Source organism: Nocardia sp. NPDC004340, assembly GCF_053602575.1.
Genome location: NZ_JBSGDW010000006.1, coordinates 326,486 through 352,841, shown reverse-complemented (window position 1 = coordinate 352,841; position 26,356 = coordinate 326,486). Strand labels below are relative to the sequence as shown.

Here is a 26,356-nt window from a genome sequence, read left to right as displayed (position 1 = left end):
GCGCGCTCGGCGATATGACGCGCGGTGACCTTGTCACCCAGATCCCGAATCGACTGCGGCGACGGACCGATCCAGATCAGACCCGCGTCGATCACGGCCTGCGCAAAATCGGCGTTCTCCGACAGGAACCCATAGCCGGGGTGGATCGCATCGGCGCCTGACTTGGCGGCGGCATCCAGGATCTTGTCGAACACCAGATAGGACTCCGCCGAAGTCTGCCCGCCCAAGGCGAAGGCTTCGTCGGCGAGCTTCACGAACGGCGCGTCGGCGTCGGGCTCGGCATACACCGCGACGCTGAAGATTCCGGCGTCCTTGGCGGCCCGGATCACCCGCACGGCGATCTCGCCTCGATTGGCTACCAGGACCTTCGTGATTCGCGTGGTGGGCACAGCGGTTCCTGTCTTCTTGCCGGGTTCGGAGGCGGCCAGCATCTCGTCGCGCTCCACGACCTTGACGCGTTCGCGGCCCTGCGGTTCGCCGAGGGCGCGTTCGTGGGCGTCGAGGCGGTACCAGCCCGCCCAGGTCGTGAACGGGATGCCTTTGCGTTCCAGGAATTCGATGACGGCATCGGGGTCGGGCTGGGCGGCGGGGGTGAAGGCAGGGGCGTCGTCGAGCAGGCACGCGATGGTCTCGTTGGCGTCGCCCTTGGTGTGGCCGATGAGGCCGACGGGGCCGCGTTTGATCCAGCCGGTGACATAGGTGGCGGCCAGGCCGGGGATGCGGCCCGCGGTATTGGGGACCGTGCCGCTGTCCTCGTCGAAGGGCAGGCCCGGAACCGGCTGGGAGAGATAGCCGACCGCGCGATAGACGGCCTGGATGTCCCAATCACGGTATGCGCCGGTCGGTTTCACCTTCCCGGTGCCGTCGAGTGCGGTGCGCTCCGTTCGCAGACCGACGACCTTGCCGTTCTCGCCGAGGATCTCCGACGGGTTCTCGAAGAAGTGCAGGAACAGCTTGTGCGGGCGGTCGCCGACATCGCGAATGGCCCACTGCTCCAAGGTGTTGCAGATCATGTCGACCTGCTTGGAGGTGCGGCGCGCGGCTTCGGAGCCTTCGTCGTAGTCGATGTCCTCGGGGTCGACGATGACCTCGATGGTGGGGGAGTGGTCGAGTTCGCGCAGTTCGAGGGGCGTGAACTTGGCCTGGGCGGGACCGCGGCGGCCGAACACGTGCACTTCCAGCGCCTGGTTGGCCCGCAAACCCGCATAGACGTTCGGCGGAATCTCCGTGGGCAGCAGCTCGTCCCCGGTCTTGGCCAGCACCCGCGCCACATCCAGCGCGACATTGCCGACCCCGAGCACCGCGACCTTCTCCGCCTCCAGCGGCCAGGTCCGCGGCACATCCGGATGCCCGTCGTACCAGGACACGAAGTCCGCCGCACCGTAGGACCCGTCCAGGTCGATCCCCGGAACGTCCAGTGCGCGATCGGCATTCGCCCCGGTGGAGAAGATGACCGCGTCATAGAACCGACGCAGATCCTCCAGGGTGATGTCCACCCCGTAGTCGATATTGCCCAGCAGTCGCACCTGCTCCTTGTCGAGCACCTTGTGCAAGGCGGTGATGATCCCCTTGATCCGCGGGTGATCCGGCGCGACGCCGTACCGGATCAGCCCGAACGGCGCGGGCATCCGCTCGTAGAGGTCGATGCTCACCCCGTCGAACCCGGCGTGCCCATCGGATTTCATCAACGCGTCGGCGGCGTAGATCCCGGCCGGTCCCGCCCCCACGATCGCAATGCGTAGTGGGCGGATCGCTGCACTCTGTTCGGTAATCATGGTTCCCTTCACGACTTTTCGGTCACCGACAGGCGCCGCGACCCGCCGGTTGTTCACGCGTCGATCTCGGCCGTCGCGATCCGCGAGCGGTAGAGCGTGCGGCTGAGCACGGCGTAGACGGTGGCCGCGACGGCCGGCCCGGCCAGCGCCGACAGGTCCGCGCCACCGAGGGCCGAGGCCACCGGTCCCTCCCACGAGGTGGTGTGGATGCACAGCCCCGCCGAGATGCCGCCGGCGATGATGGCCATGACACCGGCGAGGTTGAATCCCGCCGTGTACCACTGCGCGCTGCCGGGGTGTTCGTCGTTGAGCGACACCCCGTCATACCGGTTGCGGCGCAACACGATATCCGTCACGTAGATGGCGACCAGCGGCCCCAGCACCACGACGGTGAGTTCCAGCCACCGGCTCAGGGTCGCGAGGAAGTCCTCGGCGACGAACAGCGCGTAGAAGGTGATCGCGCCGCCGAGCACGCCGTCGATGAACACGGTCTGCGAGCGCCGCATCTTCACGCCGAGTCCCTGCAGGCACAGGCCGGACGAGTAGGTGGTGAGCACATTGGTGGTGATCGCGCCGACGACGATCACGGCCAGGAACACCGGGTAGAACCACCCGGGCAGGATGCCCTTCAGCGAGGTCTGGGGATCGGTCATGTCGACGCTGGTCCCGGCGACGACGCCGATGACGCCCAGCGCGACCGCGGGCACGAACCCGCCGAGTGCGGTCCACCCCATCACCGCGCGCTTCGACACCGATTCGGGCAGGTAGCGCGCGTAGTCCGCGCCGACGGTCCACGACAGCGGAGCCGACGCGACCAGTGCGATCCCGACCAGCAGCGCCGACCACAGCGAGGACCCCGTGAGCGGCTGCGCGGGAACGTAATCGAACTTGGCGTGGCCGAACACGAAGACGCCCAGCAGCACACAGCAGAGCACCAGGGCCGCGGTGAAGAACGGGCTCAGCCGCACGATCGTCGCGTGACCGTAGATGCTGATCGTGAAGGTCGCGACCGCCATGACCGCGACGATGACCAGCTTCACCGGCGTCGACACCGTCACGCCCAGGTGCCCGGCCAGCGCGAACGCCGCGAGCGAACCGAACGACAGGTTGATCGCCTCGTAGGAGATGGCGATCAGCCAGTTGAGCCCCGCGCCGAAGAGCCGGTTACCGCGAATGCCGAACATGGAGCGCATGATCACCACGCTCGGCGTGCCCGCCGCCGGGCCGCTGACCGCGAGCGCGCCGACGCCGAGCCAGAACAGGTTGCCCAGCACCACGACCGCCAGCGCCTGCCACAGCGACAGGCCGAGCAGCAGCGCCGTGCCGCCCAGCACGATGTAGATGTACGCGACATTGGACGCCGCCCAGATGGTGAACAGCTCACGCGGCGTGCCGCGGCGCTCCTGCGGGGGGACGAAGTCGATGCCGCGAACCTCGATGTGCCCGAACGCATCCCCCGATGGCTCCGGTGCCGGGTCCCTGGTTGTGATGTCCTCTTGCTGACTGGTCACCGCGCGCCTCCGAATACCTTGTGCAGCTTCCGTATCCGACGTGTCCACGACACGTCCGCGGCGAAACTATCGCCGCGAGCGTCATCGCCCGGTCATCGCCGGGACATCAGGGAGCATTCGCGCAGGTCAGAGCGGTGCGCGTGAGATCGTCACGCGTTGATCAGAGGGTTTGCCCACGGGTAGCGTTGGGCCGCAATGAGTTCGGTGTGTTCGCGCCGGTGTGGTCACCGGGGCGGGGTAAGTGCTTTGCGGAGAAGGTCGGCCAGTTGCTGTTGTTCGTCGGGGGTCAGATTGGCGACCGCGCGGCGGGGGAAGTCGAAGGAGTCCTCGAACGCGTCGTTGACGGCTTCGCCCTCGGGGGTGCGCTGGATGCGCCGGAAGCGCCGGTCGGCGGGGTCGGGTTGGCGCAGGACCAAGGAGCGGGCCTCGAGCCGGGTGACGATCTGGGTGATGTTGGAGGCGTCGCAGCCGAGTTCCTCGGCCAGTTCGCCCATCCCGCGGGGTGTGCCGACCCGGCCGAGCACGCAGGCGTGGGCCATGCTCATGCCCTGGTCACGGGCGGCGTCCTCGAAGGCGTGGTTGTAGGCGTCCACGAATTCGAACATCACGCGCTCGACGTCGGTGGATGTGCTCACGGGACCTGCCGGTACTGCCATGCAGAAAATTCTAAGCCAAGACTTGACGAAGGTACTTGATTGGATAAATCACATGTGCCAGCATAGTGCTTGATCCAATCAAGTAACTACGCGCACCAGTCCGGCGCGCGACTCGATCCAGCAAGGAGTACAAGGTGAGCACTCTGTTCGAGCAGGTCTCGATCGGTCAGTTGCAGCTGCCGAGCCGTCTGGTGATGGCGCCGATGACCCGCAACCGGGCCACCCTGGATGGGCTCGTCACCGAGCTCACCGCCGAGTACTACACGCAGCGCGCGAATGCCGGCCTGATCATCAGCGAGAGCATCCAGCCCAGCGTCATCGGCCAGGGCTACTTCCTGACCCCGGGCCTGCACAACGAGGCCCAGACCGAGGCCTGGCGCCAGGTCACCGACGCCGTGCACCGGGCGGGCGGCCGCATCATCGCGCAGCTGACCCACTGCGGCCGCATCGGCCACCCCATGCTGTACCCGGACAACGCGCTGCCGCTGGCCCCGTCCGCGGTGGTCTCCGGTGAGCAGCTGTTCACCCCCAACGGCATGATCGACCACCCGGAGCCCCGGGAGATGACCGCCGAGGACATCACCACCACCATCGCCGACTTCGTGGCCGCCGCGCGCAACGCCATCGCCGCCGGCTTCGACGGTGTCGAGGTCCACGGTGCGAACGGCTATCTGCTGCACCAGTTCCTGGCCGACAACACCAACCTGCGCACCGACAACTACGGCGGCTCGATCGCCAACCGCATCCGCTTCGTCACCGAGGTGGTGGCCGCGGTCGCCGAGGCCATCGGCGCCGACCGCACCGGTATCCGGCTCTCGCCCGGCAACCCGTTCAACCACATCGTCGAGGCCGACCCGGCCCCGCTGTACGTCGAGCTGCTCACCAAGCTGTCCGACCTGGACATCGCCTACGTGCACATCATGGAGGGCGGCGACCGCGAGCTGACCACCAAGCTGCGCGCGGCCTTCTCCAACAGCATCATCCTCAACCCGCACGCCACCCCCGAGGCCTTCCCCGCGACGGTCGACGCCGCCAAGGAAGCGCTGGAATCCGGTGTGGCGGACGCGGTCGCGCTGGCCACCCTGTGGCTGGCCAACCCCGACCTGGACGCCCGCATCAAGGCCGGCGGCCCCTTCAACACCCCCGACGAGGCCACCTTCTACGGCGGCGACCACGTCGGCTACACCGACTACCCGACCCTGGGCTGAGTCACCCCATAACTGAATTCGCAACGGCCGCCCCGATTTCCGATCCCGGCCGGGACGGAATCGGGGCGGCCGTGCGCCCGGACCATATCCGCCGATCCCCTGAGAAGAGGAGCACTGAAGATGAAGGCACTCGTCCACGACCAGGCCGCCCCGCACATGCTGCGCCTGGGCGACGCGCCCGCCCCGACGCCGGGCCCGTCGCAGGCGCTGATCGACGTCGCCGCGTTCTCGTTCAACTTCGGGGAGGTCGCCTTCCGGGTCCCGGACCTGCCGACCGGCACCATTCCGGGCTGGGACGCCGCCGGCACCGTCGTCGTCCCCGCGGCCGACGGCTCCGGTCCGCCCGCGGGCAGCCGCGTGGTGACCTTCGGCTGGGGCGGAGCCTGGGCCGAGCAGCGCGCGGTCGACACCGCGGAGCTGGCCCTGGTGCCCGACACCCTGGATCTCGGTGCGACAGCGGCGCTTCCGGTCGCCGCGGTCACCGCCCTGCAGGCGATCCGGCGGCTCGGCGACATCGCCGGCCGCCGCGTGCTGGTGACCGGCGCGTCCGGTGGCGTCGGCCGGTTCGCGGTGCAGCTCGCGCATCTGGCCGGTGCGGAAGTCGTTGCCTCGGTGGGCAGTCCGGCCCGCGGCGCGGGTCTGGCCGAGCTGGGCGCGACCGAGGTGATCCTCGGTCCCGCGGCCCTGCGCGGCCGGGTGTTCGGCGCGATCGACAATGTCGGAGGCCAGCAGCTGGCCGACGCTTATCTGCGGCTCGAGACCGGCGGCACCGTGGTGGCGGTCGGCAAGGCCTCCAAGCAGCCGACCCTCATCGATTTCGAGGAGGCGCGCATCCGGGTCGATCGCGCGCGGATCGAGACCTTCGTCATCGGCACCCCGCTCGGCGGCGAGCTCGCCGAACTGGTCGGCCTGGCCGAGCGCGGGCAGCTGGATCTGGCCATCGGCTGGCGCGGCGACTGGACCGATTACCTGCGCGCCGCCGACGCCCTGGTGAGCCGCCGCGTCCCGGGCAAGGCGGTGCTCGACGTGCGCCGCGCGGACTGAGCCGGATCCTCGAAAAGCCGCTCGTACCAGCACTATTCGTGCCCAGTGTCTCGACGATGACCGATCGGTGAGCCGCCCGTGGATACGTTCACCCCGTGGCCGCGCGCGAACGGGCGGAGAGCCACTGGCACGAGCGGTACGAGCAGAGGAGACAGGCCATGACCACCCGAGAGAACCGCGCCGTCGTATTGGGGGGTGGGCTCGCCGGTTTGTTCGCCACCCGCGTGCTCGCCGAGAAGTACGAGCGGGTAACCCTTGTCGACCGGGACCACCTGACCGGTCCGAACCTGCTGCGTCGCGGTCTGCCGCAGGGTCACCACCTGCACGGTCTGCTCTCGCGCGGCCAGCAGATCGCCGAGGAGCTGTTCCCCGGCGTGACCGACAAGATGGTCGCCGACGGCGCGGCCATCGGTGACGCGTCCAAGGACGTGCGCTGGATCATCAACGGCAAGAAGCTGGTTCAGGTCGACTCGGGCCTGGTCTGCCTGACCGCCAGCCGTCCGTTCTTCGAGGGCCACATCCGTGAGCGGGTGCTGGCGCTGCCGAACGTGGAGCTGGCCGAGCAGTCCGACATCAGCCGCCTCGAGGTGGTCGAGGACGGCAAGCGGATCGCCGGTGTGTGGGTGTTCCCGGAGAACTCGCACGAGACCCTGATCCCCGCCGACCTGGTGGTGGACGCCTCGGGTCGCGGTTCGCGCGCCTCGGTGTGGCTCGACGACCTCGAGTTCGGCCGCGTCGAGGAGGAGAAGCACAAGATCGGCATGGGGTACGCCACCCGGTACTACCGCATCCCGGACGAGGCCTTCGGCGACGACATCTCGATCAACACCGTCGCCTCGGCCGGTGTGCCGCGCGGCTGCATCTGCCAGAAGATCGACGGCGGCCGCGCCATCGTGACCGCCTACGGCATCCTCGGCGACCACCCGCCGACCGATCCCGAGGGCTTCCTGGCGTTCATCAAGACCCTTGCCGCGCCGGACATCTACGAGACGCTGCAGCAGGCCGTGCCGCTCAACGACCCGGTCGCCTACAAGTTCCCCACCAACCTGCGCCGCCACTACCAGCGCATGACCGCCTTCCCGGCCGGCTTCCTGGTGATCGGTGACGCGGTGGCCAGCTTCAACCCCAGCTACGCGCAGGGCATGACGGTCGCCGCCATGGGTTCGGCCGTGCTGCGCAAGCACGTCCAGGCCGAGGGCGAGATCGATCCGCTGGCCTACTTCCGCGATCTGGCCGCCGAGGCCATCGACGGCTGCTGGGACATGGCGATCGGCGCCGACCTGAGCTACCCCGAGGTCCAGGGTGAGCGCACCCCGGAGATCCTCGAGGCGCACGCCTTCATCGCCAAGGTCCAGGACGCGGCCGCCCGCGACGGCGACGTGTCGCGTGCCTACCAGCGCGTCATCGGCCTGGCCGATCCCGCCACGGTGCTGCACGAGCCGGCCCTCGAAGCCAAGATCTTCGCGGAGTAGTCATGACCGTGGAACGAATCAGCCTGGGCGAGTTCACCTTCGACGTCGATGTCGCCGGTCCCGCCGACGGCCCCGCCGTGCTCCTGCTGCACGGCTTCCCGCACAGCCGCGAGTCCTGGAACGACGTGGCGCCCATCCTGCACGAGGCCGGGCTGCGCACCATCGCCCCGGATCAGCGCGGGTACTCCGACGGCGCGCGGCCGGCCGAGGTCGCCGACTACGCGCTGCCGAACCTGGTGGCCGACGCGCTCGGCATCCTGGACGCGCTGGGCGTCGAGTCCGCGCATGTGGTCGGTCACGACTGGGGCGCCGCGGTCGCGTGGTATCTCGGTGCGCGCCACCCGGATCGGGTGCGCAGCCTGGTCGCGCTGGCCATCCCGCACCTGGATGCCTACCAGCACGCCTACCGGGTCGACGAGGAGCAGCAGCACAGCTCGCAGTACGTCGAGTTCCTCATGTCGGCCGACTCGGGCGCGCAGTTCCTCGCCGACGACGCCACCCAGCTGTGGGCGTGGTTCGCCCAGGCGGGGGAGGGCGTGCTGACCCCGGAACAGGTGAGCCGCTACGTCACCAAGCACAGCGACCCGGCCGTGCTCGAGGCCGCGCTGAACTGGTACCGCGCCAACAACCTGCTCGGTGAGCCGTTCGGCTTCGGCCCGGTGACCGTCCCGACGACCTTCGTCTGGAGCGTCACCGACACCGCCGTCAGCAAGCTCGCGGTCACCGAGACCGCCCAGCACGTCACCGGCCCGTACCGGCTGGTCACGCTGGAGAAGACCTCGCACTGGCAGCCGCAGCAGGCGCCGGAAACCGTTGCGGGAGAGATCTTGAACCTGGTGCGCGCCGGAGAGGTCCAGAGCCGATGACCACGATCGAGAACGCACAGGACTACGCCGAACCGTATCTGCTCGGGGTGCTGGCCACGGCCGGACTCGATGTCGAGTACACCCGCGGTGAGGGCGACACCCTGTACTACCGCAAGGACGGTCAGGAGATCGCCGTCCTCGACTTCGTCGGCGGCTACGGCTCGACGCTGCTCGGGCACAGTAATCCCGAGCTGATCGAGCACGCCCGCGGACTGCTGGCCGCGCAGACGCCGATCCACGCCCAGTTCTCGCGCCACTCGTACGCCAATCGCGTGGTGTCCCAGCTGAATTCGATCATCCGGCGGGAGCTGGACGATGACGAGAACTACTTCGCGATCTTCGCCAACAGCGGTGCGGAGGCCATCGAGGCCGCCATGAAGCACGCCGAGTTCGAACGCTTCGCGCGGATCGCCGGGCTGCGGGCCGAACTCGAGGCCAATGTCGAGGCCGCGCGCGCCGCCGTCGCGGACGGGCGGGCGTCGGGCGACATCGAGGCCCTGGTGGCCGCGGCGACCGCGCACAACGACGCGGTGTTCGCGAGCACGCCGCTGTTCCTGAGCCCCGTCGGATCCTTCCACGGCAAGCTCGCCGGCAGCGTCCAGCTCACCTACAACCCGATCTACCGGTCGGTGTTCTCGGCGCTGGCCGCCCAGGCCCGGTTCGTCCCGATGGACCAGCCCGGCGCGCTCGACGAGATCGTCGCCGCCGAGCGGCGCGACCTGCACGACCTGGAGATCGCCGACGGCCGGGTGCGGGTGACGCCGCGGTCGTTCCCGGTGTTCTGCGCCCTGGTGCTGGAACCGATCCTGGGCGAGGGCGGCATCCACGAGGTGCCGGTGGAATTCGCCAAGGACGTCAATCGGGTCGCCGCCGACCTCGGCATCCCGGTGGTCGTCGACGAGATCCAGTCCGGCATGGGCCGGACCGGCGCGTTCCTGTCCAGCAGCCACCTGGGCCTGCGCGGCGACTACTACGCCATGGCCAAGAGCCTGGGCGGCGGCATCGCCAAGGCCGCGGTGCTGCTGGTGCGCGAGTCGCGGTACCTGCGCGACTTCGAGATGATGCACAGCTCGACCTTCGCCAAGGACAGCTTCTCCTGCCTGATGGCGGAGAAGGTGCTCGGCGCGCTCGAGGCGAACGACGGCGAGGTGTATCGCACGGCGGCGCAACGGGGTTCGGAACTGCTGACCGCGCTGCGCGGGCTGCGGGACGAGTTCCCGACCGTGATCGCGGACGTGCGCGGCCGCGGCCTGATGGCCGGACTGGAGTTCGCGAACCTGGCCGAGGCGGACTCGCAGGTGCTGCGGGAACTCGACGGCAGCGGCTTCTTCGGCTACTACGTGTCGGGTTTCCTGTTGCGCGAGCACAACATTCGCACCTTCCCCACCTCGAGCGCGGTCTACACGCTGCGGTTCGAGCCGTCGGTCCACCTCACCACGTCCGACATCGAACGGCTGATCGTCGCCCTGCGCGACGTGTGCCTCGAGATTCGCGACGCGGAGGGCGCCCGCCTGGCGCCGATCGCCTGACCGGACAGAAGGAGAGACACCCCCATGAGCGAAACCTTCGACGTCGAACGGGTGACGCCGGACGATGAGCGCTACGGCGTACTCGCGGCCAGCTTCAACGGCCGATGGAGTGGCGCGCCCGAGTACGTGCTGCTGCCCAAGACGGCCGACGAGGCCGTGGCGGCGGTGCAGCACGTACTCGATCGCGGCGTGCGGTTCGCGCTGCAGAGCAGTGGCGCGTGCTACGAGGACCTGATCGTCAACGCCGACATCCAGGTCATCATCAGTGCGTCGCAACTGAATTCGGTCGAGTACGACGCCGAGCTGTCCGCGTTCGCGGTGGGCCCCGGCGTCAGCACCGCCGACCTGTACCAGAAGCTGTACGACGGCTGGCATGTCACCGTCCCGGCCGGGATCGGTCCGCCGGTCGCGCTGGGCGGGCAGATGACGAACGCGGGCTACGGTCCGCTGTCGCGTCAGTTCGGGCATCTCGTCGACTACCTCGAGGCCGTCGAGGTCGTCGTCGCGGACGCGGACGGCAAGGCCCGCAAGGTCGTGGCGACCCGGCGGGCCGACGACCCGAACCGGGACCTGTGGTGGGCGCACACCGGCGGCGGTGGCGGCACCTACGGGCTGGCCACCAAGTTCTGGCTGCGCGCGCCCGGCGCGACGGGCGCCGAACCGGCCGGCCAGTTGCCCTCGGCGCCGCGGGAACTGATCGTCTCCGAGGTCGTCTGGTCCTGGGATCAGCTGACCGAGGACGCCTTCGGCAAGCTGCTCACCACCTTCACCGCCTGGCACGAGAAGCACGCGGGCGTCGACTCGCCGTACGTGAATCTGTTCAGCGCGCTGAAGCCGCGGCACATCTCGGCCGGCGAGTTCCTGATGTCCTCGCAGATCGACGCGGCCACCCCGGACGCCGACCGGCTGCTCGACGAGTTCCTGGCCGCCATGGCCGAGGGCGCCGGCATCACCTACCGGGTCGACGCGCGCAAGCGGGTCGAGTGGATCTCCCACGTCACCGCGTGGGCGGATCTGGGCGGCGACGGCTGGGAAGGCAAGGGGCGCTTCAAGGCCAAGTCGGCCTACCTGCGCACCGCGCTGCCCGCCGACCAGGTGGCGGCGCTGTACCGCAACCTCACCGATCCGGCGTTCGGCAACCCCGCCACCCTGGTGGAGATCGCCGGGTACGGCGGCCACGTCAACACCGTCGAGGCCGCGGAAACCGCGTCCCCGCAGCGGGATTCGATCATCAAGATGCTCTACATCGTGATGTGGGCGACGCCGGAGGAGGACGCGGCCCAGCTGGCCTGGCTGCGCCGCTTCTACGCCGACGTCTACGCCGCGACCGGTGGCGTGCCGGGACGGGGCGGCGCCAACGACGGCGCGGTCCTGAACTACACCGACACCGATCCGCTGGACCCGGCGCTGCACACCGCGCCGATTCCGTGGCAGGAGCTGTACTTCGGCGCCGCCCTGCCGCGTTTGCGGGAGATCAAGGCGACGTGGGATCCGCGCGGCCACTTCACCCACGCCCTGGCCGTTCGCGGCGACAACTGACCGCACTACCGGATCACCCTGGAGGCATCCGATGACATCGCTCGAGAAGATCGAGTACTTCGACGACCGCTACCGCAAGGCCCGGGCCGGGCTGGGCGGCGCGCTGCCCGACGCCGACACTATCGGCGACTTCATGGGCGCTTGGTACAAGGCGGTCAACTCCGCCGACATCGACGCGCAGCTGGCCATGTGCACCGACGACATCCTGGTCGAGGACCCGGCCATGTTCGGCCGGTTCAGCAAGGGGCACGACGACTTCCGCCTCTTCGCCCAGATCACCTACAAGGCGTTCCCGGACATGCGGTTCGAGGCCACCGGCGCGCCGCTGGTGTCTCTCGACGGCAACCGCATCGTGGTGCCCTGGCACGGCTCGGGCACCCTGTCCGGCGGCATCTCCGGCTGGCCGCCGGAGCACCCGGAGGAGCCGGTCGCGGCCACCGGGCGCAAGTTCGATCTGGAGGGCATGGACACCTACGAGTTCCGTGACGGCTTGATCAGCTACTGGCGCATCAGCTACGACAACTTCGAGATGTCGCAGCAGCTGGGCCTGATGGGCTGACACTCCTCCTGATCGGTTCGCGCCGGGCACCGGGTACCCCTCCCCGGTGCCCGGCGCGAAACCGTTCGGTATACGACAAGGGAATTCGTGTGATGGAAAAACGTCTGTCCGGCAACCCTTCTCCGAACGCGTGGATTCGCCGATTCGGTCCGGCGCCCGACGCCCCGCACCGATTGGTTTGCTTTCCGTACGCGGGCGGATCCGCGAGCTATTTCTTCAAATGGATGCAGGCCCTCGCGCCCGAAATCGACGTGCTCGCCGTGCAATATCCCGGCCGCCAGGAACGCCGCACCGAAACGGTCGTCGACGATATCGATCGGCTCGCCGATCACATTGCCGCGGAGTTGCTTCCGTGGCTGGACCGGCCCACCGCGTTCTTCGGGCACAGCATGGGAGCCATCCTCGCCTTCGAGGTCGCGCTGCGACTGGAACGGTCCGGGACCCGGCTCACCGAACTGTTCGTCTCCGGCCGGCGCGCGCCCGCCACCAGCCGCGACGAGCGCACCTACCTGGCCGATGACGCCGAACTGCTCGACGATGTCGTCCGTCTGGGCGCGACCGACGCCGCCGCGCTCGCCGATCCGGAGATCGCCGCCATGGTGCTGCCGGTCATCCGCGGCGACTACCGCGCCATCGAACGCTACCGGTGGACCGGCGGGCCCCGGGTGCGCTGCGGGATAACGGCGTTCACCGGGGACCTCGACCCCAAGACCACCGTCGCCGAGATGGCCGAATGGCGGGCGCACACGCACGGCGAGTTCGAGTTGCGCGAGTTTCGCGGGGGCCATTTCTTCCTCAACGAGCACGTCGCCGCGCTGCACGCGGAGATCCGGGACCGGGCCACCGGCACCGCGATGTGGTCGAAATAACTGAATTACCAACGGATTACCAACCTGTTCCGACCGCGCGGCTACGTTGAAATCACGCCTTCTGATGGCGTCACTTCCACACCACGTGCCGAATAGGCAAGGGGGAGAGCCGTTTTGAGTTCCATCAACGCCACCGATAATGCCGGGATCGCCGTCATCGGATTCGCGTGCCGCCTACCCGGCGCGGGCAACCCCGCCGAGTTCTGGGAACTGCTGAGCTCGGGCATCAGCGCCATCTCCTCCTGGCCCGACGACCGCGCCGCGTACGCCGGGGCGGGCGACCGTCCCGAGCGGCGCGGCGCGTTCCTGGCCGATGTCGAGGGCTTCGACGCGCCGTTCTTCGGGATCTCGCCGCGCGAGGCGGCCGCGATGGACCCGCGGCAGCGGCTGGTGCTCGAACTCGCCTGGGAGGCACTGGAAGACGCCGGCACCCGGCCCGAGCAGCTCCGCGGCGGCGACACCGCGGTGCTGGTCGGCACCCACCGCGACGACTACGCCGCCCTGCTCGGCACCCTGTCCGAGGACGCCATCACCCATCACAGCCTGACCGGCGCCAGCCGCGGCGTGATCGCCAACCGGGTCTCCTACTTCCTCGGCGTGCACGGGCCCAGCCTGACCGTCGACTCGGTGCAGTCCTCGGCCCTGGTGGCGGTGCATCTCGCCTGCCAGAGCCTGCGCACCGGCGAGGCGTCCACAGCCCTGGTGGCCGGCGTCAACCTGAACCTGTCCGCGGCGACAGCGGTCGCGACCGAGCGCTTCGGCGGGCTCTCGCCCACCGGCACCTCCGCCGCCTTCGACGCGAGCGCCGACGGATTCGTGCGCGGTGAGGGCGCGGTCGCGCTGCTGCTCAAGCCGCTGGCCGACGCCATCGCGGCCGGTGACCGCATCCACGGCGTGATCCACGGCAGCGCGGTCAACAACGACGGCGCGACCGAGGGACTCACGGTGCCCGGGCAGGCCGCCCAGGAACAGGTCCTGCGGGAGGCGTACCGGCGGGCCGGGGTGTCCGCGGCGCAGGTCCAGTACGTCGAGACGCACGGCACCGGGACGCCGGTCGGCGATCCGATCGAGGCGGCCGCGCTGGGCGCGGTGCTGGGGTCGGGCCGGACCCGGCCGCTGCCGATCGGCTCGGTGAAGACCAATATCGGGCACCTGGAGGGCGCGGCCGGGCTGGCCGGACTGCTCAAAGTGCTGCTGTGCCTGCGGAACCGGCAGCTGCCGCCGAGCCTGAACTTCTCGGACCCGAACCCCGCGATCCCGTTCGACGAGCTGAATCTCGCTGTGCAGACCGAGCTTTCGGAGTGGCCCGAGCCCTCCATGCCGCTGCTCGCGGGGGTGAGCTCGTTCGGCATGGGCGGCACCAACTGCCACCTGGTGGTCGGCGAAGCGCCGGAGACCGAGCCGGCGGCCGAGACGGGCCGTCCGCGCGCGGTCGCGCCGTGGGTGCTCTCGGCGCGCACGCCCGAAGCGCTCGCCGACCAGGCGACCCGGCTCGCGGAACTCACCTCGCAGGATCCCGTCGATGTGGGCTGGTCGCTGGCCACCACCCGGACGACGTTCGACCACCGCGCCGTGGTCGCCGCGGGCGACGGCCCGGCCCGCAAGCGCGCGCTCGAGGCGCTCGCCGCGGGGCTGCCCGCGCCGGGGCTGGTGACCGGCTCGGTCGAGCCGGGCGAGCTCGCGGTGGTGTTCTCCGGCCAGGGCGGTCAGCGGATCGGGATGGGCCTGGAGCTCTACCGCGAATTCCCGGTCTTCGCCGCGGAATTCGACGCCATCGCCGCGCACCTGGATCCGGTCCTGGACCGGCCGCTGCGCGACCTCATCGCCACCGGCGCGGACCTGGACCGGACCGGCTACGCGCAGCCCGCGCTGTTCGCGCTGCAGGTGTCGCTGTATCGGCTGATCGAATCCTGGGGCATCGCACCGGATTTCGTCGCCGGGCACTCCATCGGTGAGATCGCCGCGGCGCACGTGGCGGGGGTGCTGTCGCGCGCCGACGCGGCCACCCTGGTCGCGGCGCGCGGACGGCTCATGCAGGCGCTGCCCAGCGGCGGGGCCATGATCGCGCTGGAAGCCACCGAGGACGAGGTCGCGCCACTGCTGGCCGGACTGCCCGAGCTGGGGATCGCCGCCGTCAACGGGCCGCGCGCGATCGTCATCGCCGGACAGGACCGCGGTGCGGTCGAGGTCGCCGCCCTGGTGACCGCCATGGGCCGGAAGACCAAGCGGCTCAATGTCTCCCACGCCTTCCACTCGCCGCTCATGGAGCCGATGCTCGACGAGTTCGCGGCGGTGGTGCGTACCCTGACCTTCGCGCAGCCGACCCTGCGGGCGGTGTCCTCGGTGACGGGGGGACCGGCGCAGGAGTGGGCGTCGGCGGACTACTGGGTGGAGCACATCCGGCAGCCGGTCCGATTCGTGGACGCCGTCCGTGGGCTCGAAACCTACGGCGTGACATTGGCATTCGAGCTCGGCCCCGACGGGGTGTGCTCGGCCATGATGGCCGACGCGGCCCTCGACGCCGAGCGGATCACCGCCGTCCCGGCCCTGCGCCCGGACCGCGACGAACCCGCCACCATCGTGAACGCGGCGGGGCAGCTGTTCACCCGCGGCGCGCGGATCGACTGGACCGCACTGTTCTCCGGAGCCGGTGCGCGGGTCGTGGATTTGCCGACATATCCGTTCCAGCGCCGCCGGTATCCGCTGCTGGGCGGTGCGGTCGTACCAGCTGTCGCGTCGGCGGCGACCTCGCGGGCGACGGCCACCGCCGCGCCGGAGGGGGCGGCGGTCGCCGCTCGCGCCACGGCGGACATCGATGTGAATGCGCTGGTCACCGGCCACATCCGGGCCGTGCTCGGCTTCGACGCCATCGAACGCGTCGACACTCACGCCCGCTTCCGTGACCTCGGTTTCGATTCCCTGCTCGGCGTCGAGCTGCGCAAGGCCCTGGCCCGCGCCACCGACCTGAGCCTGCCCGGCGGACTGCTGTTCGACTACCCGACGCCCGCGGCCCTGATCGACTACCTGAACGCCGCGCTCACCGGCACCGCGAACGACGGTGCGGCCGAGGCGTTCACGGCCGCCGGTGACGAACCCATCGCCATCGTCGGCATGGCCTGCCGCTATCCCGGCGGCATCGCCGGACCCGACGACCTGTGGCGGGTGGTGGCCGACGGCATCGACGCCATCACCGAATTCCCGGCCGGCCGCGGGTGGGACGAGGCCCTCTTCGACGGGGACCGGCCCGGCGGCAGCTACGTGCGGCTCGGCGGCTTCCTGGAGCACGCCGACGAGTTCGACGCGGGCCTGTTCGGCATCTCGCCGCGGGAGGCGCTGGCCATGGACCCGCAGCAGCGGCTGCTGCTCGAAACCTCTTGGGAGGCCATCGAACACGCGAGCATCGATCCGCAGTCGCTCGCCGGTTCGCGCACGGGCGTGTTCGTCGGCGCGACCGTCTCGGACTACGGCCCGCGCATGCACACGCCCGCCGCGGGCACCGAGGGCTACGTGCTGACCGGTACCGCCAACAGCGTGATGTCGGGTCGCATCGCCTACCAGCTGGGCCTGCTCGGCCCGGCGCTGACCGTGGACACCGCGTGCTCCTCGTCGCTGGTCGCGATTCACCTCGCGGTGCGCTCGCTGCGGGCGGGGGAGTCCGCGCTGGCGCTGGCCGGTGGCGCGGCCGTGATGGCCAATCCCGGCATGTTCGTGGAGTTCTCGCGCCAGCGCGGCCTCGCGCCCGACGGCCGCTGCAAGCCGTTCGCGGCCGCCGCCGACGGCACGGCGTGGGCCGAGGGCGCGGGCGTGCTGCTGCTGGAACGGCTCTCCGACGCGCGCCGCCATGGCCACCGGGTGCTCGGTGTCATTCGCGGCACCGCCATCAACCAGGACGGCGCGTCCAATGGTCTGACCGCGCCCAACGGTCCCGCGCAGCGGCGCGTGATCGGCGCGGCCCTCGCCGACGCCGGGCTGACCGCCGGCGTGGTCGACGCGGTGGAGGCCCACGGCACCGGCACCGCGCTGGGCGACCCGATCGAGGCCGACGCCCTGCTCGCGACCTATGGCGCACAGCGTGACTCGGGCCGGCCCCTGTACCTGGGATCGCTGAAATCCAATATCGGCCACGCGCAGGCGGCCGCCGGTGTGGCCGGTGTGATCAAGATGGTGCAGGCCATGCGGCACGGCGTGCTGCCCGGCACCCTGCACCTCGACGCGCCCACCCCGCACGTCGACTGGTCGGCGGGCAGCATCGAACTGCTGGCCCAGCGGCGTGACTGGCCGCGCGGGGAGCAGCCGCGCCGGGCCGGCGTGTCCTCCTTCGGCATCAGCGGCACCAACGCCCACCTGGTCTTGGAGGAGGCCGAGTCCGAATCCGGCCCAACCACATTCCCCGGAACCAAGCCTGCCGCGTCCACGGCCGGTGCGGTCGTTCGGCCGGTGGCTTGGGTCGTGTCGGGTCGCGACCGTCAGGCCCTGCGGGGGCAGGCGGGGAAGCTGGACGAGTTCCTGGCCGCGCGGCCGGACGCTTCGATCGGCGCGTTCGCACACTCGCTGGTGCGGACCCGGGCGCTGCTGCCCGAACGCGCGGTCGTGGTCGGCCGCACCCACGCGGATTTCCGGGCCGGTCTGGCTGCCCTGCGCGATGGAACCGATGCGCCGCAGCTGGTTTCGGGACGGGCCGCACGTGCCGTGCGCACGGCGTTCCTGTTCACCGGTCAGGGCGCGCAGCGTCTCGGCATGGGGCAGGAGCTCTATGCCGCCTTCCCGGCGTTCGCCGCCGCCTTCGACGAGGTGTGCGCGGCCTTCGACCCGTGGCTGGCGCTGCCGCTGCGCGAGGTCGTCCGCGACCACGCCGACGCCCTGGACCGGACCGAGTACACCCAGCCCGCCCTGTTCGCGGTGGAGGTGGCGCTCGCCGCGCTGTGCCGTGAGCTGGGCCTGATTCCCGATGCGGTGGCCGGTCATTCGATCGGTGAGCTGGCGGCGCTGCACGTCGCCGGCGGCATCGGACTCGCCGACGCCGCGAAGCTGGTCGCCGCACGCGGTCGGCTGATGCAGGCGGCGCGCGCGGGTGGGGCGATGATCGCCATCGGCGCGCCCGCCGACGAGGTGGCCGCCTCCCTCGACGGGTACGCGGTGGATATCGCGGCGGTGAACGGACCCGCCTCCGTGGTGATCTCCGGTGACACCGACGCCGCCGAGGCCGTCGCCGAGCGCTGGCGGGCCGCGGGTCACCGCACCCACACGCTGCGGGTCAGCCACGCCTTCCACTCCGCGCACATGGATTCCGCGCTGGCGGAGTTCCGGGCCGTCGCCGAGTCGGTGTCCTTCACCGAACCCGTGATTCCCGTGGTGTCCGCGCTCTCGCCCGAGCAGGCCGACCTCACCTCGCCCGACTACTGGGTGCGTCAGCTGCGCGGCACCGTGCGCTTCCTGGACGCCGTGCGCCGGCTCGAGGACGACGATATCCGGCTGTTCGTGGAGATCGGCCCCGACGCGGTGCTCACCGCCATGGCCCGTGAGTCCTTCGCGACCCCGGCGTCGATCGCGGTGCCCCTGCTGCGCCGCGGCCGCTCCGAGGACGACACCTTCGTGACCGGTCTGGCCACCGCGCACGTCCACGGCGCGCCCGCCGACCTGACCGCCCTGGTCGAATCGCATTCGGCCACGGTCGAATTGCCCACCTACGCGTTCCAGCGCGGCAGCTACTGGCTGCGCGGCGGTACCGAGCGGCCCGCCGCCGGGCATCCGATCCTCACCACCCGGGTGGATCGCGCGGACCGGGACGAGGTGCTCTTCAGCGGCACCCTGACCACCGCCGAACACGGCTGGCTGCGCGACCACGTCATCGCAGGTGCGCCGATCCTGCCCGCCGCCGCCTTCGTGGACTTCGCGGTCGCCGCGGCGAATCTGCTGGGCGCCGAGCAGGTCTCCGAAGTCGTGGTGGAAGCCGCACTGCCGCTCGACGGTTCGGTCGAGGTGCAGCTGATCGCCGGCACCGTCGGCGCGAACGAGCGGCGGCCCTTCACGATCCACGCCCGGACCGCCGAGGACGCGCCCTGGTCGCGGCACGCCTCCGGCTTCTTCGACCTCGCCGCCGCGCCCGCCCCCGGGCTCGGCGACGAGTGGCCCGCGCCGGATGCCGTCGAGGAGCCGATCGAGCACGCCTACGACCGGCTCGCCGGCGTCGGCTACCAGTACGGGCCCGCCTTCCGCGGCCTGACCCGCTGGTGGCGCACCGACGACGCGCTGTTCGCGGAAGTCCGGCTGCCCGATGCCCGCGTCGACGAGGCCGGTCGCTACGGCCTCCATCCCGCGCTGCTCGACGCCGTCCTGCATCCGCTGGTGCTGGATCTGGCCGATGCCGCCGGGCCCCGGGAGATGCTGCTGCCGTACGCGTTCTCCGCGGTGCGCGTGAGCCTTCCGGGCGCGAGCGCCCTGCGGGCCCGCCTGATCCGCACCGGCCGGACGTCGGCCGAGATCACCGTCACCACCGACGACGGCACCCCGGTCGCCGTCATCGGGGCGCTGGACTTCCGGCCCACCGCCGTCGAGGGCTTGGTCACCAGGCCGCCGCTCTACGCCCTGGCCTGGCAGCCGCTGCCCGAATCCGAGTCCACCGGAACCGAAGTCGAGACCCTGGTCCTCGAACCCGGAGACACCCCCGAACAGGTGCACGCGGCCACGATCCTGGCCACCGAATCGATCCAGCGCCACCTGGCCGAGGCGAGCTCGCCGCTCGTCCTCGTCACCCGTGGCGCGGTGGCCACCACCGCGGGCGAGCGGGTCGACGACCTCGCCGGCGCCGCCGTATGGGGCCTCGCCCGCGTCGCCGCCACCGAACACCCCGGACGGGTGCTGGTGCTCGACATTCCGGCGCGGGACGAGATCGGGGAGTGGCCGAACCGCGCCGCTGCCACCGGGGAGGCCCAGCTCGCCGTCCGCGACGGCGCGCTGCACATCCCCCGGGTCGCCACGCGCACAACCGAATTCACCGGCGTCCCGATCCGCACCGACGGCACCGCGCTGATCACCGGCGGCACCGGCGGACTCGGCGCGCTGTTCGCCCGCCACCTGGTCGCCGAACACGGTGTGCGCCACCTGTTGCTGGTCAGCCGCCGCGGCCCGGCCACCCCGGGCGCGGAGGACCTGACCGCCGACCTGCGCGCCGCCGGTGCGACCGTCGAGGTGCTCGCCGCCGATATGGCCGACCCGAACGCCGTTGCCGGAGTCCTCGCCGCGATCCCCGGCGACCGTCCGCTGCGGGTGGTCGTGCATGCCGCGGGCACGCTCGCCGACGCCATGATCGACACGCTGACCGCCGAGCAGATCCACACCGTGCTGCACCCGAAGGTCGACGCCGCCTGGCAGTTGCACCGGGCCACGGCCGCACTGGATCTCGACGCGTTCATCCTGTTCTCCTCGCTGTCGGGCACCATCGGCACGGCGGGACAGGGCAATTACGCCGCCGCCAACGCCTATCTCGACGGCCTCGCCGCCCATCGCGCCGCCGCGGGCCTGCCCGCGCGCTCCCTGGCGTGGGGTCTGTGGGACACCTCGGTCGGCATGGGGACGGGTCTGTCCGCCGCCGATATCGACCGGTGGAAGCGCTTGGGCGCACCGCCGTTGACGGTCGAGGCGGGTCTGGCGCTGTTCGACGCCGCGCTCGGCAGCCCCGAACCGGTCGTGGTCGCGGCGACCATCGACTACGGCGTGCCCGCCGCGGCCGCCCCGGCCATCCTGCGCGCACCCGTGCGCCGCGCGAACCGGACCGCGGGCGGCACCTGGGCCGACCGCATGACCGCCCTCGCCGACGACCGGCGCGCCGACGCGCTGCTGGAGTACGTGCTGAGCGTGAGCGCCGCCGTGCTGGGCCATGATTCGGCCTCCGGCCTCGACGCCGACAGCGCCTTCCGGGAACTGGGCTTCGACTCGCTGGCCGGGCTCGAACTGCGCAACCGGATCGGCGCCGAGACCGGTTTCACCCTGGGCGCGACCGTCGTGTTCGACCACCCGTCGCCGACCGCGCTGGCCACCCACCTGGGGGAACTGCTGCGGCCGAAGCAGCCCGCCGCCGCCACGGTGGCGGTGAAAGCTCGTGCAGCCCAGGACGATCCGATCGTGATCGTCGGCATGGCCTGCCGCTATCCCGGCGACGTCCGCACACCGGGCCACCTGTGGCAGCTCGTCGCCGACGGCGTCGACGCCATCGGCGAGTTCCCGGTCAACCGGGGTTGGAACGTGGACGAACTCTACGATCCGCGCTCCGAACGGCCGGGCACCTCCTCGACCAAGAACGGCGGCTTCCTCTACGACGCAGACCTGTTCGACGCCGACTTCTTCGGCATCTCCCCGCGCGAGGCCACGGCCACGGACCCGCAGCAGCGCCTGCTGCTCGAAACCGCCTGGGAGGCCATGGAATACGCGGCCATCGACCCGGCGACCCTGCGCGGCAGCCGCACCGGCGTCTTCACCGGCGCCATGTACGACGACTACGCCATCCGGGTGCAGGGCGCGGCGGGCGAATTCGAGGGCCTGCTGCTGGCGGGCAACCTGTCCAGCGTGATCTCCGGCCGCTTGGCCTACACCTTCGGCTTCGAGGGTCCCGCGATCACGGTCGACACCGCCTGCTCGTCCTCGCTGGTGGCCATGCACCTGGCCGCGCAGTCGCTGCGCAGCGGCGAGTGCGATCTCGCGGTCGCCGGCGGCGTCACCGTCATGTCCACCCCGAACACCTTCGTCGAGTTCTCCCGGCAGCGCGGCCTGTCCGCCGACGGCCGCTGCAAGGCGTTCGGCGCCGACGCCGACGGCACCGGCTGGTCCGAGGGCGTGGGACTGGTCGTGTTGCAACGACTCTCCGACGCCCGCGCCGCCGGACACGAGGTGCTGGCCGTGCTGCGCGGCACCGCCGTCAACCAGGACGGCGCGTCCAACGGCCTCACCGCGCCCTCCGGCCCCGCGCAGGAGCGGGTGATCCGCGCGGCCCTGGCCGACGCCGGACTGTCCGCCGCCGAGGTGGACGCGGTGGAGGCGCACGGCACCGGCACCCGGCTGGGCGACCCGATCGAAGCGCAGGCACTGCTCGCCACCTACGGCAGCGACCGCGCGGACGACCGCCCGCTGTGGCTCGGATCGCTGAAGTCGAATATCGGTCACTCGCAGGCGGCTTCGGGCGTGGGCGGCGTGATCAAGATGATCGAGGCCATGCGCCGGGGTGTGCTGCCGCGCACCCTGCACGCCGAAACGCCCAGCCCGCACGTGGACTGGTCCTCGGGCGCGGTGCGCCTGCTGACCGAGGCCCGGCCGTGGCCGGAGACCGGCCAGCCGCGCCGGGCCGGTGTGTCATCCTTCGGTGTCAGCGGCACCAACGCGCACGTCATTCTCGAGCAGCCCGCCCCGCGGACCGCCGTCGCGGTCGCGCCGGAGCAGCCGGTGCCCTGGATCCTGTCCGCCAAGGACGACGCCGGACTGCGGGAGGTCGCCGCCCGGCTGCGCGACCACCTGGCCGAAACCGACGCCCGCCCGGCCGATCTCGGCCTCACCCTGGCGACCGGACGCGCGCGGCACGATGTGCGCGCCGCCATCACCGGTGACCCCGCCGAGCTGGCCCGGGCCCTCGACGACATCGCTGCGGACCGGCCGAACACCGCCGTCGCCCGGGCGCAGCGGGGATCGCGCGGGAAGCTGGGCATGCTGTTCACCGGTCAGGGCAGTCAGCGGCTCGGGATGGGCCGCGAACTGTACGAGACCTCACCGGTTTTCGCGGGCGTCTTCGACGAGATCTGCGCGCTGCTGGACCCCGGTCTGGCGCGCCCGCTGCGCGAGGTGCTGTTCGCTCCGGAGGACTCCGCCGACTCGGCGCTGCTCGACCAGACGCATTTCGCGCAGGCCGCGCTGTTCGCCGTCGAGACGGCCCTGTACCGGACCGTCGAAAGTCACGGTCTGCGACCGGATTACCTGACCGGCCACTCGATCGGCGAGGTCGCCGCCGCGCACGCCGCCGGGGTGCTCGACCTGGCCGACGCCGCGACACTGGTCTCGGCGCGCGGACGGCTCATGCAGGCGGCCCGCTCGCACGGCGCGATGATCGCCGTCGAGGCCACCGAGGCGGAGCTGGCCCCGGACCTGGCGGGATACGGCGACGCCGTGGTGATCGCCGCGATCAACGGTCCGCGTTCGACCGTCATCTCCGGTGACGCCGACGCGGCCGCCGCGGTCGCCGAGCTGTGGCGCGAACGCGGCCGCAAGGTGCGGCAGCTGCCGGTCAGCCATGCCTTCCACTCCCCGCACATGGACGACGTGCTCGACGAATTCCACCGCGCCATCGCGCATCTGGACTTCCGGCCGCCGACCATTCCCCTGGTCTCCAATGTCACCGGAACCCTGGCCACCGTGGAGGAGGTGACCGACCCCGGGTACTGGGTCCGCCACATCCGCCTCGCGGTGCGCTTCCTCGACGGCATCCGCTACCTCGAGAGCGCCGGCGTCACCGACTTCGTGGAGATCGGTCCCGACGGGGTGCTCTCCGCGCTGGCGCAGCAGACCCTCACCGCCACCGACGGTTTCGCCGCGCCCGTGCTGCGTCGTGGCCGTTCGGAGCGGCAGACCCTGACCGCGGCGGTGGCGATCGCGGGGATGCGCGGCCACCGCGTGGACTGGGACAGCCTGTACACCGGCGCGCGCCGAGTCGCCGCGCCCACCTATCCCTTCCAGCACAAGCGGTACTGGCTCGAACCCGCCGCCCGGACGCTGAATCTCGCCGGTCTGGGCCTGGGTGCCGCCGACCACGAGCTGCTGGGCGCGGCCGTCCCGATCGCGAATCGCGACGAGGTCCGGTTCACCACGCGCCTGAGCGTCGAATCCGTGCCGTGGCTGGCCGATCACGCCCTCGACGGCCTGCCGGTCGTGGCGGGCACCGCGCTGGTCGACATGGTCCTGCACGCCGCGGGCCGGGTCGGCTGCGACGAGCTGGCCGAACTCACCATCGGCGCGCCGCTGGTGCTGCCGCCGGGCGGCGCCACCGTCCAGGTCGGCATCGGGCTGCCCGACGAACTGGGCCGCCGCAGCGCCGAAGTCCACTCGCGTCGCACCGACGACGGCGAATGGGTCACGCACGCCAGTGGATTCGTGGTCGCCCGCACCGAGGACCGCACCGCGGGCACGGTCGGCGCGATCGACGACTCCGAGTTCGGCCTCACCGGTGTCTACGAGCGGCTGCACGACCTCGGCTACCAGTACGGTCCCGCGTTCCAGGGGCTGCAACGGGTGCGCCGCACCGGCGAATCCCTGTTCGTCGCGGTCGAACTCCCGGAGGCGCGCCACGGCGATCACGTCGACCTGCACCCGGCCCTGCTCGACGCCGCGCTGCACGCGCTGCTGCCGGGCGTCACCGACGAGTCGGCCCGGTCGTGGCTGCCCTTCGCCTGGAGCGGCGTGCGGATCCACGCGACCGGAGCGACCGCGCTCCGGGTGCGCATCGACGTGGAGGACGCCGGCGCCGACGCGCTGCGGGTGTCGCTGCACGCCGACGATCCGGCCGGAGCACCGGTGGCCACCGTCGATTCACTGGTCCTGCGGGCTCGCACGGCCGTCACGGCCGCCACCGAGGTGGACGGTCTGCTCGTGCCGCGGCTGCGGCCGGTGCGGACCGAGGGCGACGGCGTCGGGGTGCAGATCATCGAAGCGCCCACCGGCCTGCCCAAGGCCGTGCTGCACGCCACCCTGGAGACCATCCGCGACTGGCTCGCGCAGTCCGAGGGGCAGCGGCTCGCGATCGTCACCGCCGCGGGCGAACTCGGCCACGCGGGCATCCGCGGCCTGGTCCGGTCGGCGGAGGCGGAGAACCCGGGCCGGGTCACCGTCGTCGAGATCGACGAGTCCGAACGCTCACGCGACGTCCTGGACCGGGCCGCCGCCACGGGTGAACCGCACGTCGTGGTGCGCGACGGCGAACTGTTCGCGCCCCGCCTCGAGCGGATGCGGCAGGTGGCGGGGGAGACCCCGGACTGGTCGCGGGGCACGGTCCTGATCACCGGCGGCACCGGCACCCTGGGCGCCCTGCTGGCCCGCCACCTGGTGGCCGAGCACGGCGCCCGGGACCTGCTGCTGCTCAGCCGCCGCGGCCCCGCCGCTCCCGGTGCGGCCGAATTGAGCTCGGAGCTGGCCGAATTCGGGGCACGGGTCGCCATCGTCGCCGCCGACGTGACCGACCGCGCCGCGCTCGCCGCCGCCATCGACGACCGCACCATCGGCGCGGTCGTGCACACCGCGGGCCTCACCGAGGACGGTGTCGTCACCGCCCTCACCCGCGAACAACTCGACCGGGTGCTGCGGCCCAAGCTCGACGCGGCCTGGCACCTGCACGACCTCACCCTCGCCCACCAGCCCTCGGCCTTCGTCCTGTACTCCTCGGTGGCGGGCCTGCTCGGCACCGCCGGCCAGGCGAACTACGCGGCCGCCAACACCTACCTGGACGGTCTCGCCGAGCACCGCCACGCCCAGGGCCTGCCCGCGACCTCGCTGGCGTGGGGATTGTGGGCCGGGAGCAGCGAACTCAGCGGCCACCTCGAGGACGTGGACCTGCGGCGGCTCGCCCGCTCGGGCCTGCTGCCCCTCGACCCGGCCGAGGCCCTGGAGCTGTTCGACGCCGCCGTCCGCACCGGGGAACCGGTGCTCGCGGTGACCCGGATCGACCAGGAAGCCCTGCGCGCCAACGAGTCCGGGGTGCCCGCACCGCTGCGGGACCTGGTGCGCACCAAGGCGCGCCGCGCCGCCGCGGCGGCCTCGGCCGCACCGGATCTGACGGCCCGGCTCGCCGGACTCGACCCCGACGCGCGCATCCAGGCGCTCGCCGATCTGGTCCGGGCCCGCGCCGCCGCGGCCCTGGGTCACGCCGACGACTCCGCCGTCACCCGGGACCGGTCCTTCCAGGAGCTCGGTTTCGACTCGCTCATGGCGGTCGAGCTGCGCAACGACCTCGGCAAGGCGCTCGGCATGGCGCTGCCCGCCACGCTGATCTTCGATCACGCCAACCCGGCGGCCCTGGCCGAACACCTGGCCGGACAGCTCGGATTCGACACCGGCACCACCGAAGTGCCGGTCCTCGAATTGATCGACGGCCTGCGCCCGTCCATCACGGCCGCGCTGACCGACACCGCCACCGGCCAGGCCGCGGCCATCGCGGCCCGGCTGCGGGAACTGCTGAGCCTGGTCACCGCCGACACCGGCTTCGAGGGCGATCTCGACGCGGCGACCGACGACGAGCTCTACGCGCTCATCGATGAGCTCGACTGAATTCCCCTACCTCCCTTCCTCTTCCGACCTCAACC

Annotated in this window: 12 protein-coding genes and 1 pseudogene; 9 read left to right on the top strand and 4 right to left on the bottom strand. The window is 71.4% G+C overall.

Annotated elements, in window-relative coordinates; genetic code table 11:
- From ACWEOI_RS25420 to ACWEOI_RS25405, 4 genes and pseudogenes are all read right to left on the bottom strand, one after another.
- The coding region (locus ACWEOI_RS25420; RefSeq protein WP_452361235.1) for a biotin carboxylase N-terminal domain-containing protein at positions 1 to 329 on the bottom strand (329 nt) is incomplete at its 3' end.
- Between the two features lie 72 nt (positions 330 to 401).
- A pseudogene (locus ACWEOI_RS25415) lies at positions 402 to 1,775 on the bottom strand (FAD-dependent oxidoreductase); the annotation flags it as partial.
- A gap of 53 nt (positions 1,776 to 1,828) precedes the next feature.
- On the bottom strand, positions 1,829 to 3,286 hold the full coding sequence (locus tag ACWEOI_RS25410) for a purine-cytosine permease family protein (protein ID WP_452361230.1): 1,458 nt from the start codon (positions 3,284 to 3,286) through the stop codon (positions 1,829 to 1,831).
- A gap of 224 nt (positions 3,287 to 3,510) precedes the next feature.
- Positions 3,511 to 3,942: a MarR family winged helix-turn-helix transcriptional regulator gene (locus ACWEOI_RS25405; protein ID WP_357090526.1), complete on the bottom strand. Its 432-nt coding sequence runs from the start codon at positions 3,940 to 3,942 to the stop codon at positions 3,511 to 3,513.
- A gap of 134 nt (positions 3,943 to 4,076) precedes the next feature.
- Between ACWEOI_RS25405 and ACWEOI_RS25400 the strand changes: the two genes are divergently transcribed.
- The 9 genes from ACWEOI_RS25400 (at position 4,077) to ACWEOI_RS25360 (ending at position 26,321) form a co-directional block, all read left to right on the top strand.
- A complete protein-coding gene (locus ACWEOI_RS25400) occupies positions 4,077 to 5,150 on the top strand; it encodes an oxidoreductase (protein ID WP_433671473.1) in 1,074 nt (357 codons plus the stop codon).
- Positions 5,151 to 5,270: 120 nt separating this feature from the next.
- Positions 5,271 to 6,194 carry a zinc-binding dehydrogenase gene (locus ACWEOI_RS25395; RefSeq protein WP_433671475.1) on the top strand — a complete coding sequence of 308 codons (924 nt, stop codon included), beginning with the start codon at positions 5,271 to 5,273 and terminating at the stop codon, positions 6,192 to 6,194.
- 158 nt (positions 6,195 to 6,352) lie between these two features.
- On the top strand, positions 6,353 to 7,666 hold the full coding sequence (locus tag ACWEOI_RS25390) for an FAD-dependent oxidoreductase (protein ID WP_357090521.1): 1,314 nt from the start codon (positions 6,353 to 6,355) through the stop codon (positions 7,664 to 7,666).
- A 2-nt stretch (positions 7,667 to 7,668) separates the two neighbouring features.
- Positions 7,669 to 8,532, top strand: coding sequence for an alpha/beta fold hydrolase (locus ACWEOI_RS25385; protein ID WP_452361229.1), 864 nt, complete (start codon positions 7,669 to 7,671; stop codon positions 8,530 to 8,532).
- Entirely contained in the window at positions 8,529 to 10,061 is a 1,533-nt protein-coding gene (locus ACWEOI_RS25380; protein WP_452361228.1) for an aspartate aminotransferase family protein, read from the top strand. The genes ACWEOI_RS25385 and ACWEOI_RS25380 overlap by 4 nt, the downstream gene beginning before the upstream one ends.
- A gap of 24 nt (positions 10,062 to 10,085) precedes the next feature.
- Positions 10,086 to 11,600: an FAD-binding oxidoreductase gene (locus tag ACWEOI_RS25375; protein WP_452361227.1), complete on the top strand. Its 1,515-nt coding sequence runs from the start codon at positions 10,086 to 10,088 to the stop codon at positions 11,598 to 11,600.
- A 31-nt stretch (positions 11,601 to 11,631) separates the two neighbouring features.
- On the top strand, positions 11,632 to 12,159 hold the full coding sequence (locus ACWEOI_RS25370) for an ester cyclase (protein WP_452361226.1): 528 nt from the start codon (positions 11,632 to 11,634) through the stop codon (positions 12,157 to 12,159).
- 92 nt (positions 12,160 to 12,251) lie between these two features.
- Entirely contained in the window at positions 12,252 to 13,028 is a 777-nt protein-coding gene (locus ACWEOI_RS25365) for a thioesterase II family protein (protein WP_452361225.1), read from the top strand.
- Between the two features lie 114 nt (positions 13,029 to 13,142).
- On the top strand, positions 13,143 to 26,321 hold the full coding sequence (locus tag ACWEOI_RS25360) for an SDR family NAD(P)-dependent oxidoreductase (RefSeq protein ID WP_452361224.1): 13,179 nt from the start codon (positions 13,143 to 13,145) through the stop codon (positions 26,319 to 26,321).
- Positions 26,322 to 26,356 lie beyond the last annotated feature (35 nt).

Excerpts from the sequence above, each read along its gene's own strand:
- ACWEOI_RS25365 (WP_452361225.1), top strand. The coding sequence starts at position 12,252 with ATGGAAAAACGTCTGTCCGGCAACCCTTCTCCGAACGCGTGGATTCGC.
- ACWEOI_RS25370 (WP_452361226.1), top strand. The coding sequence starts at position 11,632 with ATGACATCGCTCGAGAAGATCGAGTACTTCGACGACCGCTACCGCAAG.
- ACWEOI_RS25405 (WP_357090526.1), bottom strand. The coding sequence starts at position 3,942 with ATGGCAGTACCGGCAGGTCCCGTGAGCACATCCACCGACGTCGAGCGC.
- ACWEOI_RS25375 (WP_452361227.1), top strand. The coding sequence starts at position 10,086 with ATGAGCGAAACCTTCGACGTCGAACGGGTGACGCCGGACGATGAGCGC.
- ACWEOI_RS25390 (WP_357090521.1), top strand. The coding sequence starts at position 6,353 with ATGACCACCCGAGAGAACCGCGCCGTCGTATTGGGGGGTGGGCTCGCC.
- ACWEOI_RS25380 (WP_452361228.1), top strand. The coding sequence starts at position 8,529 with ATGACCACGATCGAGAACGCACAGGACTACGCCGAACCGTATCTGCTC.
- ACWEOI_RS25385 (WP_452361229.1), top strand. The coding sequence starts at position 7,669 with ATGACCGTGGAACGAATCAGCCTGGGCGAGTTCACCTTCGACGTCGAT.
- ACWEOI_RS25395 (WP_433671475.1), top strand. The coding sequence starts at position 5,271 with ATGAAGGCACTCGTCCACGACCAGGCCGCCCCGCACATGCTGCGCCTG.